We start from the raw sequence: 19,552 nt of genomic DNA on the forward strand, positions 1-19,552 counted from the left end.
CCGGAGTTCCCATGCCCGAGACCCGCGCCCTGGCCTGCCGCTGCCGCTTCCTGCTGCCCCTGGCCGCCCCGGACCGGGGCCGCCGCATCCAGGACGGGTACCTGCTCGCCGTGGACGGCCGGATCCGCGAGGCCGGCCCCTATGATCCCGAGGTGGGCCGGCGCCTCCGCGAGGCCTGGGGCGACCGGCTCGAGGTCCTCCACACGCGGCGGGAGGTGCCCTCGGACGACCCCCTTCCCCTCCAGGACATGGTGCTCCTGCCCGCCTTCGTGAAGGCCCACGGCCACGACCACGAGCAGCCCCTCATCGGCATCGCCCGGGACGAGCCGCTCACCGCCTGGCTGGACCACGCCGTCAACCCCTTCACCGGCTTCCTCAACGCCCGCCGGGGCGAACTGGCGGCACGCCTCGGGCGCACCCCCCAGGCCCTCACCTACCGCATGGCGCGGATCTGCGACATCCACTACGGCATCACCGCCTCCATGGTCCACCACTGCAACTGGAACAAGCACCACCTGGAAGACATCGCGGAGGCCAACGAGGTGGCCGGGACCACGATGATCGTGGCCATCGGCGGCCAGGACCGCTTCTACGCGCCGGAACTCCTGGACGGGCCCGGCGACGCCCTCGCGCGCCTGGAGAAGGGCCTGGCCCTCCAGGCCCGGTGCGAGCGCACCCGCTTCGTGCCCGGTCCCGACCAGTGCTTCTCCAACAGCCGGGAGGCCCTCGTCCCCCAGAAGGCCTGGGCCCGCGCGCACGACACGCTCTTCCACATCCACAGCTCCGAGGAGCCGCGGACGACCCGCTGGTTCCGGGAGGCCGTCGAGCCGGGCCTGACCCCCGTCGAGTACTTCCGGGAGATCGGCATCCTCGACGCCGGCACCGTGCTGGCCCACCAGGTGAACTGCGGCCCGCGCGACGTGGAGCTGATCGCCGCTTCCGGCGCCGCCGTGGTGCACAATCCCCTGGCCAACACCATCCTCGGCTCGGGCATGCCCCCGGTCATCGACCTGCTCCGCGCCGGGGTGCGCGTCGCCGTGTCCACCGACGGCTCCGGTTCGGCCGACAACCAGAACATCCTCGCCGCCGCGCGCCTGGCCTCCCAGTACCAGAAGGCCCTCCACCAGGACGCGAGCCTCCTGCCCGCGCAGCAGTGCCTGGAGATGATCACCTCGGTCCCCGCCTCCATCCTGCGGCTGGACCAGGGCTCCCTCGAGCCGGGCCTCCGCGCCGACTTCGTCCTCGTGGACCTGGCGCGCCCGAACCTCGTCCCCACGCGCCTCGACAACGTGGTGGAGAACCTGATCTGGGCCGCGGACGGCTCCGAGATCGACACCGTGGTCGCGGGCGGCCACCTCCTCAAGCACGACGGCCGGATCCTGCCCTTCCGGGACGGCACCCGCCCGGAGGAGATCCAGCGGGGGATCCAGGCCCTCTCGGCGTGGTTCATGGACTACCGGGCGGCGGCCCCGGAGGTGCGCGGCACGGGCGCCCACGATTGAGGACGGAGCGGACCGGCTCGGGCAGGTCCATGGTCCATTGCCTTGGGGTGGCCGACACGCCCAAGTCGACCATCCGCAGGGGTTCCGTCTGCGACTCGGACGCATTCGCCCGGACCGGGGTTCTTGAAAAATAGTTTTCTCTCCGAAACGAGAATGTAACTTTTTTTCTTGCATTCCCGAAGGTCCCTTCTATCCTTCCAGTCACCCATCCATAGCCAAGGAGGCTCTGTGCAGAGAACCCGTGGGTCCCTCACCGTACTCGCGCTCGGGCTCGTGGCCGTGCCCACGGCCCTCGTGGCCCAGACCAGTTCCACCGCCGCGCTGGCGGGCACCATCCGCGACAGCGCCGGCCACCCCGTCGCCGGGGCCGTCGTCCGCATCTCCTCCGCCGCCATGATCGGCGGCGAGAAGACCGCGACCACGTCCGCCAACGGCGCCTACCGATTCGCGGCCCTGCCGCCGGGCATCTACAAGATCGCCGTCTCGGCCAAGGGCCATCCCGCCCTGAACGGCACCGAGGTCCTCGAACTGGGCCTCACGTCCACGGTCAACTGGAAGTTCCCCGCCTCGGCCAGCGCCACCGTCGAGGTGGTCGGCGCCATGACCACGGTCGAGGACACCGCCGTCTCCATCACCCAGAACTTCGACACCCAGGCCCTCTCCACCCTGCCCGTCGAGCGCAGCGTCGTCGGCATCATGAATCTGACGCCGGGCGTGAACGATTCCCGGGCCTGGGGCGGCTACCGGGGCGAGAACGCCTACATGATGGACGGCATCAACATCGGCGATCCCTCCGGCGGCACCCAGTGGATCTTCCCCAACGTCGACTGGTTCTCCGAGGTCCAGGTGGCGGGCCTCGGCGCCAACGCCGAGTTCGGCGGCTTCATGGGCGGCTTCGTGAACGGCCTGGTGAAGCGGGGCGGCAACACCTTCGAAGGCAGCTTCAACGCCTACTATGCCGATTCCAAGTGGCAGGCCAAGGGGAAGCAGGACCACCCGATGGTCTCGGCCGCCGACAAGATCATCCCCCCCTCCAAGAACTGGGACGTGGCCTTCAACGTGGGCGGCCCCATCGTGAAGGACAAGCTCTGGTTCTTCGCCTCCGCCGAGCGCACCGAGGAGGACAACACCCCCACCGGCGCCCCGACGGCGCAGCGGAACCAGAAGGTGATGGCCCTCGCCAAGGTCACCTGGGCCGCCAGCCAGAACGCGACCCTCGAGTTCCTGGCCGAGTACGACTACGTGGGCCGGGACCGCCGGTACGTGGACTACACGACCATGCCCGAGGCCACCCAGAAGGAGGTCGCGCCCAACCACTCGTACAGCCTCACCTGGACCCAGACCTTCGGCCAGGACAAGGTCCTGACCCTCAAGGCCTTCTCCTATGGCGGCCGGTATGACCAGCCGGGCATGGGCGGGAACGCCTACTCCGTGGATCTCCAGGATCTCTACGAGTACGACGCCACCAAGGCCCCGCGCGAGTTCTTCTTCAACTCCACCTACGAGGACTACAACTTCCGCGGCCGGACCACGCTGAGCGCCACCTTCGACTGGTTCAAGACCGGCCTCTTCTCCGCCGGCGACAGCCACGCCTTCCGGTTCGGCATCGAGCGGGAGCAGGTGTCGGACGAGGAGCTGGAGCGCTTCCCGGGCAACATCAACCTCAACGCCGAGTTCGACGACGTGGGCGTCTACACGAGCTACATGATCGTCGGCGGCGGCTGGAACGTGCGGCAGCGGGCCGACCGCCTCGCGGCCTTCGTCCAGGACACCTGGAAGATCAACGACCGCATCACCCTCAACCCGGGCGTGCGCTTCGAGCAGTTCAAGGGGCGGTTCTACGGCGCCAGCAACCTCTGGAACCAGAACACGGTGGCCCCCCGCTTCGGCTTCGCCATCGGCCTCACCGAGGACCTCAAGACGATGCTGAAGGGCCACTGGGGCCGCTACTACGCCGGCTACTCCACCTACTTCATCGACCGGGCAATCCAGGACGCCATCCCCATCAAGCAGTACTACGACTGGGCCGACCCGGGCTACCCGTACATCAACCTCTTCGACCGCTCCACCTGGCCCAGCACCGTCCCCGGCTACGTGGACCCGGTCACGGGCAACCAGAACGACCTCTACCGCACCATCAACGACCTGACCCTCGTCGATCCCGGCGCCAAGCAGCCCTACACCGACGAGCTGACCTTCGCCCTCGACCACAAGTTCGGCGCCACCTGGAGCGCCGGCCTCTCCTGGGTCAGCCGCGACTTCAAGGACAGCCTGGTGCGCGTCGACCGCGCCCCCGACCCGAGCGGCTACTGGTCCACCTACGTGAACCCGATCACCGGCGGCAACATCGACTACTACCGCACCCGCCTCTATGGCGACGAGCACCAGTACTGGGTCACCAACGCCGGCAGCGAGGGCAAGCGCAAGTACACGGCCACCACCCTGAAGGTCGACCGCCGCCTCGAGAACAACTGGAGCCTGGGCTTCAGCTACACCCACTCCAAGCTGGAGGGCAACATCCAGCGGGCCGACAGCTACGACAAGGTGTTCTACAACAAGAACACCATGATCAACGCCTACGGCAACCTGCCCGGCAACAACGACGACGAGTTCAAGGCCCACGCCCTCTACCAGTTCCCCACCGGCACCCGCATCAGCGCCGTCTACACCTACCTGAGCGGCACCCACTGGAACCAGACCTACCGCACCGCCGCCTTCGACGGCACCCGGTACGTGATCAACGTCGAGCCCCTGGGCAGCCGCACCTACCCCAGCCGCAGCCTGCTGGATCTCCGGCTCACCCAGACCTTCCGGTTCGGCGCCAAGGTCGCCACGGACATCTTCGTGGAGTGCCTGAATGTCCTGAACCGCCAGGCGGCCACGGCCTACACGACCCGCATCAACACGAACAACAACGCCACGAGCTCCGTCTACAGCTACTACATGTATCCGGAGTCGGTGGATCCGGGCCGCCGCCTCCAGCTCGGCCTGCGCGTCAATTTCTAGCCTGTCACGATGGATGGGAAGGGCCGGGCCCCCAGGGGCCCGGCCTCCATCGGCACTTCCATGAGGTCCGAAATGAAACGGTTCCTGGCCGCCCTGGCCTTCTCCTGCCTTCTCGCCGCAGCCCCGCCCAAGGGCACCCTCGTCATCGTGGGCGGCCACGGTTCGACCCCCGACATCATGCACGCCTTCCTCCAGGGCGCCGGGGGCCGGGGCGGGGTGATCGGGATCGTCCCGACGGCCACCGAGGATCCCGAGGGCGAGCTCAAGGAATGGAAGGAGATCCTGGATCCGGCCGGCATCGAGCTGGTGCCCCTGGACGTGCGCAAGCGCGAGGACGCCAGCGCCAAGGCCATGCTGGACGCCGCGGCCCGCTGCACGGGGTTCTGGTTCTCCGGCGGCGACCAGTCCCGCGTGGGGGACAAGATCGTGGGCACCCCGCTCCAGAAGCTGATCCTCGGCAAGTACGAGGGCGGGGCCGTGGTCGGCGGCACCAGCGCCGGGGCGGCCATCATGAGCCGCATCATGCTCACCGGCGAGGACATCTGGGGCAAGGAATCCCTGAGGGAGCTGGGACCCGACTGCTACGTGACCCGGCCCGGCATGGGCTTCCTGCCTCCCGGCATCATCATCGACCAGCACTTCATCAAGCGGAACCGCCAGAACCGCCTCCTCAGCCTGGCCATGACCTACCCCGACCACTTCAGCATCGGCATCGACGAGACCACGGCCCTCGTGGTCAAGGACGGCAAGGCGACGGTGCTGGGCGCCAGCGGCGTCCTCGTCTTCGACCCCGCGGGCATGAAGCTCAAGGACGGCGGCTTCACCGGGCTGAAGATCCACTTCCTCAAGGCCGGGCGCAGGATCGACCTGGCGACTCGCCGGGTCCTCAATTGAGGCGGCGGCTCCTTCCCGCCCTCCTCGTGGCCGTGCTCGGGGCCCTGCCCGGATCCGCCGCCGTCCCCGCGGACCCCCTCCAGCTCAAGGGCACGATCCCGTACGCGGAGATGGAGGCCCTCCTGAAGGCCGCGGCCCGGCCCGGCCTGATCACCGTCACCGAGGAGGCCCGGACCCATGAAGGGCGGAAGGTCTACCTGGTCCGCCTCAACCGGGGCGGCGCCAAGGCCCGGTTCCGGGCCCTGCTCTACGCCCAGCAGCACGGCAACGAGCTCGCGGGGAAGGACGCCCAGCTCTGCCTGATCCAGGCGATCGCCGCGCGCCCCGAACTGCTCCCGGCCGACGTGGACCTCTACCTCATGCCCATGGTCAACCCCGACGGGGGCGAGGCCTACCGCAGGACCAACGGCGCCGGCGCGGACCTCAACCGCGACCACATCACCCTCGACCAGCCCGAGACCCAGGCCCTGCACCGGGTCGCCCTGCGCGTGCGGCCCCACCTGGCGGTGGACACCCACGAGTTCACCCGGGACGGCAAGGACTGGGAGGCCCGGGGCTGGGACTGCTGGCCCCTGGTCACCCTCGACGCCCTCAACGTGCCCTGGATCCCCGCGGAGCTCCGGCGGGAGGGCCTCGCCCGGGTCGCCTCCGCGCAGGTCCTCATGGACCGGGCCGGCATCCCCTTCGCCCGCTACACCGTGGGGGGACTCCCGCCCCTGGACGAGATCCGCCCGTCCACGACGGAGGTGGACGACGGCCGCAACAGCCTGGGCTGCATGGGCGCCCTCTCCTTCATCATCGAGGCCGGGGTGCGCCGCCAGGCGGGGGCCGCCGACGACCTGCCGCGGCGGGCCGACGCCGTCACCCGCCTCTACCGCCACCTCCTGGGCGACGCCGCCTCCCGGCGGCGGGTGGAGGCCCTCTGCGACCGCGCCCGGAAGGCCCCCCTCCCCCCCTTCCTCGCCACCAACTTCTTCTGGGCGAACGTGGACGGCCAGGTGCCCACGGTGCGCGTGCTCGACCGGGCCACGGGCCGGCCCCTCGATGTGCCCGCGCCGGGCCTGATGACCGACCTGGTGGTCAAGCAAAGCGTGGCCACCCCCCGGGCCTACGCCGTGGACGCCGCGGCGGCCCCGGCCTTCCGGACCCTTCTGGACCGCCACGGGATCCGCTACGAAGTGCTGGCCGCCGCCGCCTCCCGGAAGGCCGAGGCCTGCCGCCTCCTGCGCTTCGAACCCGATCCGGACGAGCTCTACGGCCGCTACGGCAACCGCCAGATCGTGCAGCGCGCCGCGGCCCAGGACCACCCCTTCCCTGCCGGTTCCCTGATCGTTCCCCTGGACCAGCCCCTCGCCCGCAACGCGGTGGGGCTCCTGGAACCCTGCCTGCTCTATGGCATCTACGGGTACCCTGCCTACCGGGCCCTGGTCGGTCCGGACGGCACAACGCCCGTTTGGCGCCTGCCCTGAAGGCACCGGAGATCCCCCATGCTCCTCATCAAGAACGCCGACATCCATTCCCCCGACGCCCAGGGCCGCTGCGACATCCTGGCCGGCGGCGGGAAGATCCTCCGCATGCACCCGGACATCCGGATCCCCCGCCGCTACTGCGAGGTGATCGACGCCCGGAACCTCCTCGCGGTGCCCGGCTTCATCGACGGGCACGTCCACATCATGGGCGGCGGGGGCGAGGGCGGCCCCGCCACCCGCACCCCGGAACTGGTCCTCAGCGACGCCGTCAAAGGCGGCGTCACCACGGTGGTGGGCTGCCTGGGCACCGACGGGCACACCCGGACCATGGGCGGCCTCCTGGCCAAGGCCCAGGGCCTGGAGGCGGAGGGCATCAGCACCTTCATCGTCACCGGCCACTACGCCATCCCGGCGCGGACCCTCACGGGCAGCGTCGAGGAGGACCTGCTCTACATCGACAAGGTGGTGGGCGTGGGCGAGATCGCCCTGTCCGACCACCGCAGCAGCCAGCCCACGTTCGAGGCCTTCCTGCGCCTGGCCGGGGAGACGCGCCGCGGCGGCATCCTGGCCGGCAAGGCCGGCGTCCTCAACATCCACCTCGGGGACGGCCGGCGCGGCCTCGAATACCTCCGGCGGGCCCTGGCCGAGACCGAGATCCCCGCGCGCCAGTTCCTGCCCACCCACATCAACCGCAACCCGGACCTCTTCGAGGAGGGCGTCGCCTACGCCCTGGGGGGCGGCCTGGTGGACTTCACCACGTCCACGGTCCCCGCCTACCAGGAGACCGGGGAGGTCAAGCCCTCCCGGGGCCTCAAGCGCATGCTGGACGCCGGCGTGGATCCCGGGCACGTCACCTTCACCTCGGACGGCCAGGGCAGCCTGCCCGACTTCGACGCGGCGGGGCGCATGCAGGGGCTCGGCATCGGCCGGGTCACGAGCCTCTATGCCGAGGTCCGCGACGCCGTCCTCCAGGAGGGGATCCCCCTGGCCACGGCCCTGCGGGTCATCACCGCCAACCCGGCGCGCATCTACCGCCTCGCCGGCAAGGGGGGCCTGGCGCCGGGCATGGACGCCGACCTGGTGCTGCTGGACCCCAAGGACCTCACGGTCCACACCGTGGTCGCCCGGGGCAGGGTGCTGATGAAGGCCCGCAAGGTCCTCGTCAAGGGGACCTTCGAGTGACGGACGTCTTCGGCAGGAGCGCGGAGGCCTGGGCGGGAGCCCACGGCCTCCCGCTCCACCTGACCTGGCTGCCCCGGGTGCGGGAGAACCTGCGGGCCTTCTCCGGGGTCTTCCGGGAGCTGTACCCCGACGGCGCCGTCCGGTACGCCGTGAAGGCCTCGTGCCACCCCGCCCTCCTCGCCGCGGTCCGGGAGGAGGGCGCCGGCGCCGACGTGGCCTCGCCCTTCGAGGCGCGGGCCGCCCTGGAGGCGGGGATGGATCCCCGCGCCCTGGACCTGAACGGCAACTGCAAGGAGGACGCCCTCATCCGCGAGGCGGTGGCCCGCGACATGCTCGTCGTGGCGGACTCCGTGGAGGAACTGGCCCTCCTGCAGGCCGCCGCGACGACGGAGGGGCGGACGGCACGCGTGCTGCTCCGCCTCTCCGGCTTTGAGCTGGGCCCCGTCACCGGCGAGGACATTTTCACCGCCGGACCCTGGTCCAAGTTCGGCATCCCCCTGGGGGAGATCCCCGGGGTGCTCGCCGCCCTGGATACCTGGCCCGCCCTCCGGGTCCTGGGCTTCCACACCCACATCGGCTCCCAGATCACCTCCCCCGAGCCCTACCTGGCCGTCCTCGGCCGCATGATCGACCTGGGCGCCGATCTCCGGGCGCGGGCCGGGGCCTGCCGGATCCTGAACCTGGGCGGGGGCTTCCCGGTGAACTACCTGGACGCGGCCGGGTGGGAGGCCTACCGCCGGCGCCTCGCCGCCCGGGACGGGTTCTGCTGGAACGACGGGACGGGGGGCCTGCAGCCCGGGCCCGACGGGCGCCTGGACCCCGGCGCCTGGCGCGGGGAGGCCTACCATTCCCCCTGGCCCAAGGAGGCCATGCTGCGGGCCGTGCTCCAGGGCGAGGTGCGGGCCTGGGGACGCACCCTGGGCGCGCGCCAGGCCCTGGCCGCCCTCGGCGGGCCCCGCCTCCTGGTCGAACCGGGCCGCAGCATCGTCGAGGACGCGGGCGCCACCCTCTGCCGCGTGGCCCACGTGCGCCGGACCGCGGGGGGCCACGCCTTCGTGACGGCCGAGATGGGCGTCCTGGGCCACGGGGACGCCCTCCTGGAGGGCCTCCCCAACCGCTGGTCCGTGGCCGGCGGCGCCGCGGATCCCGAACCGTTCGAGGCCTTCATCGCGGGCAACCTCTGCTTTTCCGGGGACCTCCTGAGCCGCACCCTCGTGGCCTTCCACCGCAGGCCCGTCCGGGGCGACCTCCTCGTGGCGCGGGACACCGGCGCCTACACGTCCCACTTCATCGCGAGCAACGCCAACGCCTACCCGAGGATGCCGCGGATCCTCCTGCACGGGGACGGGCGCGAGACGGTGATGGCCGAGCGGGACCGTTACGAAGGCCTGTTCCCGCAGCCGCAAGGGAAGCGCTGACCCCGTTGTTCCGTGGTTCATGAGGCCCTGCCCGCCCCTTGCAGGGCCACCCTGACTGGACCTGCGGCGTCTTGTGGGTGATAAGCGGAACCCTTTCGCCCACACGAAAGGTTCCGGCAACGTCGGGTAAAGGACCCGTACGCCGAGTGCGCAGAGACACCGAGTCACGCGGAGTCTCGGCGCACTCGGTGTACGGGTTTTTTACTCACCCTCGCCAGCACGAAGGAACGGGACAAGGTGGTTCCGGTGATTCGATCCACCTCCACGCGATGTCGCAAAGCATGTGCAGAGCCCATGATCCTGGGGTTTCCCGGTCCGGTCGTTCAAGGACGTTGAGCCACCCCTCCTGGCGGTGACGGGGCAGAAAACGTCTGGGCATCGCACCTCCGGGCCGAGCCTCCCGGTGCACGCGCCTTGGGGCCTGCGTTCATGCTAACAATTTATCGTTTCCATGAGAGACCAAACAAGTCTTGTTTAAAAACAAAAGAGATAGATACAGTCCGAATACTTGCTTCTATAAAATTCTCATTGTCAAACGGGTTGTTCGGCCTACCTTCTAGCTGACACAGCCAGGAGTAGAGCATTGCGTTTTCAAACCCTTCTCCTCTCTTCATGTCTGGCCTCATGCTTGGTTGCAGGAGGGGACGCCCGGTTCACCCTCCCCGACACGGTCCATCCCGCCGTGCGGACCCTGTCCCCCCTGGGGGCCGCCGACCCCGGGCAGTCCATGGGCACCATGATCCTGGCCCTGGCCATCGCCCCCGAGGCGCAGGCGCGCCTGGACCGCCTCCTGGCGGACCTGCAGGACCCCGCCTCCCCCCGGTACCACGCCTGGCTCACGCCCGAGCAGTTCGCGGAGGCCTTCGCGCCGCCCCTTGCGCAGCGCGCCCGGGTCGTGGCCTGGCTCCAGGCCCAGGGTTTCCTGGTGGAGGGCGTCTCCCGGGGCGGCCACGCCATCGTGTTCTCGGGGGACGTCACGGATGTGCAGCGGGCCTTCGGCGCCCCCATGCAGCGCTTCTCCTCGGACGGCAGGGAGGTCCTGGCCAACGTCCTCGCCCCCAGCTTCCCCCCCGAGCTGCGGGACCTGGTCCGGGGCGTGGTCTCCCTCAACGGCTTCGGACGCAACGCGGCGAACATCGGGGCGCGGCCGGTCCCCGCCAACACGCAGCCCGGCGACGCCCACTACCTGGCGCCGGGCGATTTCGCCACCATCTACGGGCTGCGCTCCCCGGGGGCCGCCGCCTGGGACGGCGCCGGCGCGACGATCGGGATCCTCGGCCGCACCAATCCGGGCCTCAAGGACGTGAACGCCTTCAGGGGCTTCTATGGCCTGCCTCCGGGCGGGACGAGCCTTGTCCTGAACGGGCCCGATCCGGGCAGCATCTCCTGGGGCGAGGACCTGGAGGCCAACCTGGACATGCAGTGGGCCGGCGCGACGGCCCCCGGCGCCGCCATCCGGTTCATCTGCACCGCCTCCACCCCCTCCACCGACGGCATCGACCTCTCCGCCCTCCGCGCCGTCGACGAGAACGTGTCGGACGTCATCAGCGTGAGCTTCGGCGCCTGCGAGGATGCCATGCAGTACTCCGGCGCCTCCTTCTACGCGACCCTCTGGGCCCAGGCCGCCGCCCAGGGCATCACCGTGTGCGTGGCGTCCGGGGATGCCGGCGTGGCCGGGTGCGATCCCGCGTCGAACCCCAGCGGCAGCAGGACGGGGGTCAACGGGCTCGCCTCCACCGCCCACAACGTGGCCGTGGGCGGCACCCAGTTCCTGGACAAGCAGGGCACGTGGTGGCGCCCCACGAACGACCCCGACGGAACCTCGGCCCTCGGGTACATCCCCGAAGCGGCCTGGAACGAGAGCGGGGCCGCGGGCGGCGCGGGCCTCTGGGCCACGGGCGGCGGCACGTCCCTCATCTGGCCCCTGCCCGCGTGGCAGGCGGGGCTCGGCTTCCCCCTGGACAGTGGGCGCGCCATCCCGGACGTCTCCTTCACGGCGGCCCTCCACGACGGCTACCTGGTGCGCTCCGGGGGCTCGCTCTACCTGGTGGGGGGCACCTCGGCCTCCACCCCCGCCTTCGCCGGGATCCTGGCCCGGCTCGTCCAGCGGTCCGGACAGCGCCTCGGGAACCTCAACCGGCAGCTGTACGGCCTGGCCCTGCAGCAGGCCGCGGGGAACGGCCCGGCCGTCTTCCACGACATCACCGTGGGGGACAATGCGGTGCCCGGGGTGGCCGGGTTCGCCGCGGTGCCCGGGTACGACGCGGCGACGGGCCTCGGCAGCCTGGACGCCGGAGCCTTCCTGGACGCCGCGGCGGGGCTGGGCGTGACGCCCCAGGCCGTGGACGAGGTGATCAAGCTGGGCGGCCCCTGCGCCATGGCCTACGCGGTCCCCGCCGGGACGGTGCCCGCCACCTTCCGGTTGGCCGGCGGTGAACTCCCGCCCGGCCTGACCCTCGCGGCGGACGGGACCCTGACCGGGACCTGCGCCGTGGCGGGGACGTACACCTTCGCCGTGCGGGCCACCGATGCCCTGGGCCGGAGCGGGACGGTGCTGAGCTCCATCCAGGTGGGTCCCGTGGAGATCACCACCAGCGCCATCCTGCCCGGCCAGCTCACCGGCTCCACCGTGACCTACAGCGCCTCCGTGGTCGGCGCCCTGGACGGCCGCGTCACCTGGTCGGCTTCGGGGGGCACGGTCACGCCGGTGGACGGCAACCGCGCGACCTTCACCGCCGCCGCCCCCGGCACCTACCAGGTCACCGCCGCGTCCGTCGCCGATCCCCGGCAGACGTCCAGCATCACCGTCAACGTCCACGGCGCCGCCACGGTGGAAGCCGGCGGCGGCTCCCTGTCCGGTCTGGACGTGCTGGCCATGGCCGGCCGGATGGGCACGCGCAACGCCGCCCTGGATCTGGACGGCGATGGCCTCGTCGCCGATTCCGACCTCCAAGAGCTCCTCTCCCTCCTCGGGTGGTGACCATGAAGCCCCTCGCGCTCCCCCTCCTCCTCGCGGCCCTCGCCGCCTGCGGCGGCGGCCAGGCCCCCGGCGCCTCCGGCGGGACCTCGGGAGGCGGCCAGCCCCCCGCCCCGGCCCCGGCCACCGCCCTGGTCTACCAGGACCCCGCCGACCTCACCCAGTGGCGGCTCGTCCGGAACCCGGGCAGCACCGCCGGCCGGCTGATCCTCGACCTCGTCCCGCCTCCGGGCGCCACCGGCATGGGGGTCACCTTCATCGCCTCGGCCCCGGGGGGCCTCGCCAGCTGGGAGGGGGCCGGCCCGGCCCCGGCCTGTCCCTACCGGGGCGCCACGGTCCAGCGCTTCAGCCCCCTGGGCGAGGCCCTGCGGGTGGTGCTGAGCCAGGAGGCGCCCACGGCGCCCGTCCCCTACACCTCGACGCCGGTTGTCAGTTTGGTTCTCCGGCTTACCCCGGGGGCCCAGCCGGGCCCCATCGCCCTCACCCTAAGCCAAGCTGGCCACCTGCCAGACGTAGCCCAGGACCCCGTCCCCCTCCCCGTGCTCGTGGGTGCCCTCCGGGCCCAGTAGGGCCGGGGCTTCCAGGATTTCGCTTGGGACCGGCGCCGGGATGACCCTATGCTGGGGGTTCGATGGTCCGGCGAATCCTCCAGTGCCTCGCCCTCCTGGTCCTCATCTTCGGGGGGCCAGGGATGGGTGCGGGCGGAACCCAGCCCGTCCAGACCTGCTGCTGCGGCACGGAGGCCGGCGAGCCTTCGCCCTGTGGCATGCCCACCTGCCCCCCCCGTTGCCCAGGGCCGACGCCCGTCACGGCCCTCCATGCCCCCGCCCCGGCCCTCGTCCGGGTGCAGACGGCCGCCAAGCGGCGGCTTGCCGAACGGAAGGCTGAGCCTCTTCCCTGGCCCGCGCCCGTCCGTGCCGCCCGCGGCCGGAACCTGGCGCGGCCCGCCACGCCGGCCACGGGTCCCCCTCCCGGCCCCCCCCAGGACCGCCAAGCCCGCCTGAGGTGCTTCCGGATCTGAGCCCGCGCTCCGCCTGCCGACCTGACTCGACACGCGCCGCCCCGCGCCAGCTTTTGGAGTTCCCATGCGCATCGCGCTCCTCCTGGCCCTCGGTCTCCTCCCCACCGGGGGATGGGCCCAGGCCCCCCTTCCCGACGACCCCCGCATCCAGGCCCTGATCCAGGAAGCCCTGGAGGCCAATCCCGATCTCCAGCGCGCGCGCGCCACGGCCCAGGCCGAAAAGGAGCGGATCCCCCAGGCCGGCGCCCTGCCCGACCCCTCCCTCTCCCTGGGCATCCAGAACGACGGCTTCAAGAAGATCCAGATCGGTCAGATGGAAGGGAGCTATTGGCAGGTGATGATCACCCAGCCCCTGCCCTGGCCGGGCAAGCGCGGCCTGCGCACGGACATCGCCCGAATCGGCGCCCAGGCTGCCGATGAGGCGACCCAGCGCACCCGCCTGACCCTGGAGGCGGACGTGCGCCGGGCCTACCTGGCCCTCCTCCTCTCCCGGAGCCAGCTGCGGCTCCTGGAGGACCAGGCCCTCCTGCTCCAGCAGGCGGAAGCCACGGCCCGGATCCGCTACGAGGTGGGCCAGGGCGCCCAGGCCGATCTGCTCCGGGCCCAGCTGGAACGCACCCGGCTGGACCAGACCCGCCTGCGCCTCCAGACGGAGGAGCGCACTGCCCTGGCGGGACTCAACCGGCTGCGGGCCAAGCCGGCCGAAGCCCCGGTGGAGGACGGCGCCCCCATGTCCGCCCTTCCGGATCCCGGCCCCATCGACCCCGCCGCCGCCCTGCCCGAGGCCCTGGACCACACCCCCGAAGTGAAAACCGCCCACCTGGGCGCCCTCCAGTCGGACAAGGCCGTGGCCCTGGCCAGGCTGGACCGCCGGCCGGACTTCGGCGTCACCGCCGGCATCATGCCCCGGGGCGGCCTGGATCCCATGTGGAACGCCGGGATCTCCATCTCCCTGCCCCTGTGGAGCGGCCGCAAGCAGGCCCGGGCCGTCGTGGAGCAGGAGGCTCGCCGGCGGGCCTCGGGCGCGGAGGAGGCCAGTGTGCGCACGATGGTCACCCAGCGCGTCCAGGAGCGCGCGACCCAGATGACCTCGGCCCTGGGCATCCTGAAGCTCTACCGGGGCGGCCTCCTGGTGCAGAGCGAGGCCAGCTTCCGGGCCACCCTGGCCCAGTACGAGGTGGGCCGGGCGCCGTTCCTCTCCGTGCTCGAGGCCCTCAACGGCTGGGTCGCCGACCAGAGCGGCCTCCTGCAGGCCCAGGCCCAGGCCCAGGCCGTCGCCATCGCCCATCGCGAATTCACGCTGGCCGCCACGCCGCCCGTGGGCGCCACGGCCCTCGCCGGGTCCGGCATGGGCGGCGGGTCCACCCCCTCGGGCGCGGCAACGGCCGCCAGGCCCGCCGGGTCCAAGGCGGACGCCGGCTCCGATTCCTCCTCCATGACCTCCATGTAAGGCGCTCCCATGTCCAGCCCCTCCCGTTTCCGCACCCCCCTCCTCATGCTGCTGGCCCTCGGCGCCGGCGTGGGCGGCACGCTCCTGCTCCGCCCGGCCCACCACGCCGAGGCCCCCCAGGAGGCCCCGAAGAAGACCAGCTACCAGTGCCCCATGCACCCCCAGATCATCCAGGACCACGCCGGCGACTGCCCCATCTGCGGCATGGCCCTCGTGCCCATGGACGGGGGCGGCGGCGCCTCCGCCGTCGACGGCATGGCCACGGTCACCATCGATCCGGCCCGCCAGCAGCTGATCGGTCTCACCACCGCCGAGGTCAAGGAGGGCCCGGTGGGCGGCGAACTCCGGACCACGGCCCGCATCTCCGCGGACGAGACCCGGATCCGCCACATCCACGTCAAGGTCGAGGGCTACGTGGAGAAGCTCCACGTGGACTTCGTGGGCATGCACGTGTCCAAGGGCCAGCCCCTCCTCGCCTTCTACAGCCCCGACTTCGTCAGCGCCCAGCAGGAGTACCTCCTCGCCCTCCGCACCCGGAAGGCCCTCGCGGGCGGCAGCCTCCAGGGCAGCGGCAACGACCTCCTCGAGGCGGCCCACCGCCGCCTGACCCTCTGGGACGTCCCGGCCGCGGAACTGGCCGAGCTCGAGCGCACCGGCGAGGTGCGCAAGACCCTCACCCTCCGCTCCCCCATATCGGGCGTCGTCACCGCAAAGACCGCCGTGGAGGGCAACCGCCTCACCCCGGCCGACACGCCCTTCGAGATCACCGACCTGGGCTCGGTCTGGGCCCTCGCCGACGTCTACGAGCCCGAGCTGCCCCGGGTCAAGGTGGGCATGCCCGTCGAACTCACCCTGGCCGCCGTGCCGGACCGCACCTTCCGCGGGCGGGTGGCCTTCGTGGACCCCCAGGTGGACCCCAAGACCCGCACGACGCGCGTGCGCGTGGAGGTTCCCAACCCCGGCGGGCTCCTCAAGCCGGAGATGTTCGGGGAGATGGTGATCCAGGGCAAGGGCCGCGCCGGGCTCGTGGTGCCCACGGACGCCGTCCTGGACTCCGGCACCCGCCGCATCGTCTTCGTGGCCCTGGGCCAGGGCCGGTTCGAGCCCAAGGAGGTCAAGACCGGCGCCGCCATGGGCGACACCGTGGAAATCCTGTCCGGCCTGATGAAGGGGGAGACCGTGGTGACCCGGGCCAACTTCCTCGTGGACTCTGAATCGCGCCTGAAGGCCGCCCTCGCCCACATGGGCGACGGCAAGGGAAAGTGAGGGGGAGGCCATGATCAAGCGCATCATCCGGTTCTCCGCCGAGAACCGCTTCCTCGTCCTGGCGGCGGGCCTCGTCACCCTCCTCCTGGCCGTGTGGTCCATGCGGACCATCCCCCTGGACGCCCTGCCGGACCTGAGCGACACCCAGGTCATCGTCTACTCCAAGTGGGACCGCAGCCCGGACCAGGTGGAGGACCAGGTCACCTATCCCATCGTCACCAGCCTCCTGGGCGCCCCCCGGGTCAAGGCCGTCCGCGGCCTCAGCGACTTCGGCTTCAGCTACGTCTACGTCATCTTCGAGGACGGCACGGACATCTACTGGGCCCGCAGCCGCGTGCTCGAGTACCTGAGCAAGATCACCGCGAGCCTGCCCCAGGGCGTGCGCACGGAGCTGGGCCCCGACGCCACCTCCGTGGGCTGGGTCTACCAGTACGCCCTCGTGGACAAGTCCGGGCGCCACGCCAACGACGAACTGCGCTCCACCCAGGACTGGTTCGTCCGCTACGCCCTCCAGAGCGTCCCCGGGGTCGCCGAGGTCGCCACGGTGGGGGGCCAGGCCCGCCAGTTCCAGGTGAGCCTCAACCCCAACAAGATGGCCACCTACCGGGTGACCATCGACCGGGTCCTCGCCGCCGTGCGGGCCGCCAACAACGAGGGCGGCGGCCGCCTGGTCGAATTCAGCGGCCGGGAGTACATGGTCCGGGGGCGGGGCTACGCCAAGACCCTCAAGGACCTGGAAGGCGCCGTGCTGAAGGCCGAGGGGGGGACCCCCGTGCGCCTGGGGGACGTCGCCACCGTCTCCCTGGGGCCCGAAATGCGCCGGGGCCTGGCCGACCTGGACGGCCAGGGCGACGCCGTGGGCGGCATCGTGGTCATGCGGCAGAACGAGAACGCCCTGGCCGTCATCGACCGGGTCAAGGAGCGCCTCGCCGAGCTGAAGAGCTCCCTTCCCGAAGGCGTTGAGATCGTCCCCGTCTACGACCGGTCCACCCTCATCGAGCGCGCCATCGCCACCGTGAAGGACAAGCTCATCGAGGAGATGATCATCGTCTCCATCGTCATCCTGGTCTTCCTCTGGCACATCCCGTCGGCGGTCGTGCCGATCGTAACCATCCCCCTCAGCGTGGCCCTGGCGTTCATCCCCATGCTCCTCATGGGCCAGAACGCCAACCTCATGTCCCTGGCCGGCATCGCCATCTCCATCGGCGTGCTCGTGGACGGCGCCATCGTGGAGGTGGAGAACGCCTACAAGAAGCTGGAGCACTGGATCTCCGGCGGCCGCAAGGGGGACTTCCACCAGGTCCGCCTCGAGGCCCTCCTGGAGGTCGGCCCCAGCGTCTTCTTCAGCCTGCTGGTGATCGCCATCGCCTTCATGCCGGTGTTCACCCTCGTGGACCAGGAGGGACGGCTCTTCCGGCCCCTGGCCTATTCCAAGAACCTGGCCATGGCCATCGCCGCCATCCTGGCCCTGACCGTGGATCCGGCCATGCGCATGCTCTTCGCGCGCATGGAGCCCTTCCACTTCAAGCCCAGGTGGCTGGCCTGGATGGCCACCCAGGCCCTCGTGGGCACCTACCACCCCGAGGAGAAGCATCCGGTGAGCCGGTTCCTGCACCGGATCTACGAGCCGCCCTGCCGGTTCGTGCTCCGCCACGCCAAGGCCACCATCGCCGTCGCCTTCCTCCTCGTCCTGGCGACGGTCCCGGTCTTCCTGCACCTGGGCTCCGAGTTCATGCCCCGGCTCGGGGAGGGCACCCTGCTCTACATGCCGAGCACCCTGCCCGGGCTGAGCGAGACCGAGGCCCAGCGGATCCTCCAGGTCCAGGACCGCCTCATCCTCACCGTCCCCGAGGTCGAGCGGGTCTACGGCAAGGCAGGACGGGCCGACACGGCCACCGACCCCGCCCCCTTCTCCATGATGGAGACGGTCATCCAGCTCAAGCCCGAGGAGCAGTGGCGGGAGCGTCCGCGCTGGTATTCCTCCTGGGCCCCCGGATGGCTGAAGGGGATGCTCCGCCCCTTCTGGCGCGACCGCATCACCGAGGAGGACATCGTCTCCGACCTGGACCGCGCCGTGCGCCTCCCGGCCATCCCCAACGCCTGGACCATGCCCATCAAGGCGCGCATCGACATGCTGAGCACCGGCATCCGGACCCCCGTGGGCCTCAAGATCAACGGGGCCGACCTGAAGGTGATCCAGCAGATCGCCGTGGAGGCCGAAGGCATCCTCCAGAAGGTCCCCGGGACCCGGAGCGCCCTGGCCGAGCGCACCGCGGAGGGCTACTTCCTGGACTTCGACCTGCGGCGCGACCAGCTCGCCCGCTACGGCCTGAGCGTGGAGGAGGCCAACATGCTCGTCATGACGGCCGTGGGCGGCGACAACCAGACCACGGTCTTCGACGGCCGGGCCCGCTACCCGGTGAACGTCCGCTACGCCCGGGACTACCGCGAAAGCGTCGCCTCCCTCAACCGCGTCCTGGTGCCCCTGCCCAACGGCAGCACCGTACCCATGGAGGAGATCGCCGACCTGCGCCTGGCCACCGGCCCCGGCATGATCCGGGACGAGAACGGCCTCCTCAACGGCTACGTGCTCGTCGACTTCGACACCTCGAAGACCGACGTCGGCACCTACGTGAAGCACGCCAAGGCCGCCGTCGAGAAGGAGCTCAAGCTCCCCTCGGGATACAGCCTCACCTGGAGCGGCCAGTTCGAGAACATGATCCGCGTGAAGGAGCGCCTCAAGATCATCGTGCCCATCACCCTGGTGCTGATCTTCGGGCTGCTCTACGCCAACACCAAGAGCGCCTTCAAGGCGTCCCTCGTGATGCTGGCGGTGCCCTTCTCCGCCGTGGGCGCCTTCTGGCTCATGTGGATCCTGGGCTACAACACCTCCATCGCCGCCTGGGTGGGCCTCATCGCCCTGCTCGGCCTGGACGCGGAGACCGGCGTGTTCATGCTCCTGTTCCTCGACCTCTCCCACGACGAGGCCAAGGCCCAGGGCCGCCTCCGCACCCTGGCCGACCTGGAGGAGGCCATCATCCACGGGGCCGTCAAGCGCGTGCGCCCCAAGGCCATGACGGTCTTCGCGGCCTTCATGGGGCTCCTGCCCATCATGTGGTCCACGGGCACCGGGGCCGACGTCATGAAGCGCATCGCCGCGCCGATGGTCGGCGGCCTCGCCACCAGCTTCCTCCTGGAGCTGCTGGTCTACCCCGCCGTCTACCTCCTCTGGAAGCGGCGGGAGGTGGCGCCCGAGGGGCAGGAACCCGGAGCGCCCCGGTTGCGGGACGCCGAGGCCCAGGGGTAGGAGGCCCTCCGCGCCCTCAGGAACCCGCCCTTCCCAGCCTCGGCTCGAGCTGGGAAGGGC

12 protein-coding genes are annotated in these 19,552 nt (G+C 71.1%); all 12 read left to right on the forward strand.

Translation table 11 applies throughout. The features are described from left to right. The first annotated feature begins 11 nt into the window (after nt 1–11). The 12 genes from R2J75_RS14690 to R2J75_RS14745 all read left to right on the forward strand — a co-directional run bounded on the left by R2J75_RS14690 (nt 12) and on the right by R2J75_RS14745 (nt 19,492). Nucleotides 12–1,502, forward strand: coding sequence for an amidohydrolase family protein (locus R2J75_RS14690; protein ID WP_243329952.1), 1,491 nt, complete (start codon nt 12–14; stop codon nt 1,500–1,502). A gap of 228 nt (nt 1,503–1,730) precedes the next feature. Next, complete coding sequence (locus R2J75_RS14695) at nt 1,731–4,508, forward strand: TonB-dependent receptor (RefSeq protein ID WP_243345902.1); 2,778 nt, start codon at nt 1,731–1,733, stop codon at nt 4,506–4,508. A 72-nt stretch (nt 4,509–4,580) separates the two neighbouring features. Next, nucleotides 4,581–5,402 carry a cyanophycinase gene (locus R2J75_RS14700; protein ID WP_243329948.1) on the forward strand — a complete coding sequence of 274 codons (822 nt, stop codon included), beginning with the start codon at nt 4,581–4,583 and terminating at the stop codon, nt 5,400–5,402. Continuing rightward, nucleotides 5,399–6,871, forward strand: a complete 1,473-nt coding sequence (locus R2J75_RS14705; RefSeq protein WP_316410471.1) for a M14 family zinc carboxypeptidase — start codon at nt 5,399–5,401, stop codon at nt 6,869–6,871. Before R2J75_RS14700 ends, R2J75_RS14705 begins: the two co-directional genes overlap by 4 nt. 18 nt (nt 6,872–6,889) lie before the next feature. Further along, nucleotides 6,890–8,053, forward strand: coding sequence for a beta-aspartyl-peptidase (iadA, locus tag R2J75_RS14710; RefSeq protein ID WP_243329944.1), 1,164 nt, complete (start codon nt 6,890–6,892; stop codon nt 8,051–8,053). Further along, the gene (locus R2J75_RS14715) at nt 8,050–9,471 is read left to right on the forward strand and encodes a diaminopimelate decarboxylase family protein (RefSeq protein ID WP_243329942.1); all 1,422 of its coding nucleotides are present in this window, start codon (nt 8,050–8,052) and stop codon (nt 9,469–9,471) included. The genes iadA and R2J75_RS14715 overlap by 4 nt, the downstream gene beginning before the upstream one ends. Before the next feature lie 628 nt (nt 9,472–10,099). Continuing rightward, nucleotides 10,100–12,451, forward strand: coding sequence for a protease pro-enzyme activation domain-containing protein (locus tag R2J75_RS14720; RefSeq protein WP_316410472.1), 2,352 nt, complete (start codon nt 10,100–10,102; stop codon nt 12,449–12,451). A 2-nt stretch (nt 12,452–12,453) separates the two neighbouring features. Beyond that, on the forward strand, nt 12,454–13,017 hold the full coding sequence (locus tag R2J75_RS14725; protein ID WP_243329937.1) for a hypothetical protein: 564 nt from the start codon (nt 12,454–12,456) through the stop codon (nt 13,015–13,017). A gap of 62 nt (nt 13,018–13,079) precedes the next feature. After that, a complete protein-coding gene (locus tag R2J75_RS14730; RefSeq protein WP_316410473.1) occupies nt 13,080–13,469 on the forward strand; it encodes a hypothetical protein in 390 nt (129 codons plus the stop codon). Between the two features lie 64 nt (nt 13,470–13,533). Continuing rightward, nucleotides 13,534–14,919 carry a TolC family protein gene (locus R2J75_RS14735; protein ID WP_243329935.1) on the forward strand — a complete coding sequence of 462 codons (1,386 nt, stop codon included), beginning with the start codon at nt 13,534–13,536 and terminating at the stop codon, nt 14,917–14,919. Nucleotides 14,920–14,928: 9 nt separating this feature from the next. Further along, nucleotides 14,929–16,185: an efflux RND transporter periplasmic adaptor subunit gene (locus tag R2J75_RS14740; protein ID WP_243329933.1), complete on the forward strand. Its 1,257-nt coding sequence runs from the start codon at nt 14,929–14,931 to the stop codon at nt 16,183–16,185. 10 nt (nt 16,186–16,195) lie between these two features. Further along, entirely contained in the window at nt 16,196–19,492 is a 3,297-nt protein-coding gene (locus tag R2J75_RS14745) for an efflux RND transporter permease subunit (RefSeq protein WP_243329931.1), read from the forward strand. Nucleotides 19,493–19,552: the final 60 nt, after the last annotated feature.

The organism is Mesoterricola sediminis (genome assembly GCF_030295425.1).
GTDB lineage: Bacteria > Acidobacteriota > Holophagae > Holophagales > Holophagaceae > Mesoterricola > Mesoterricola sediminis.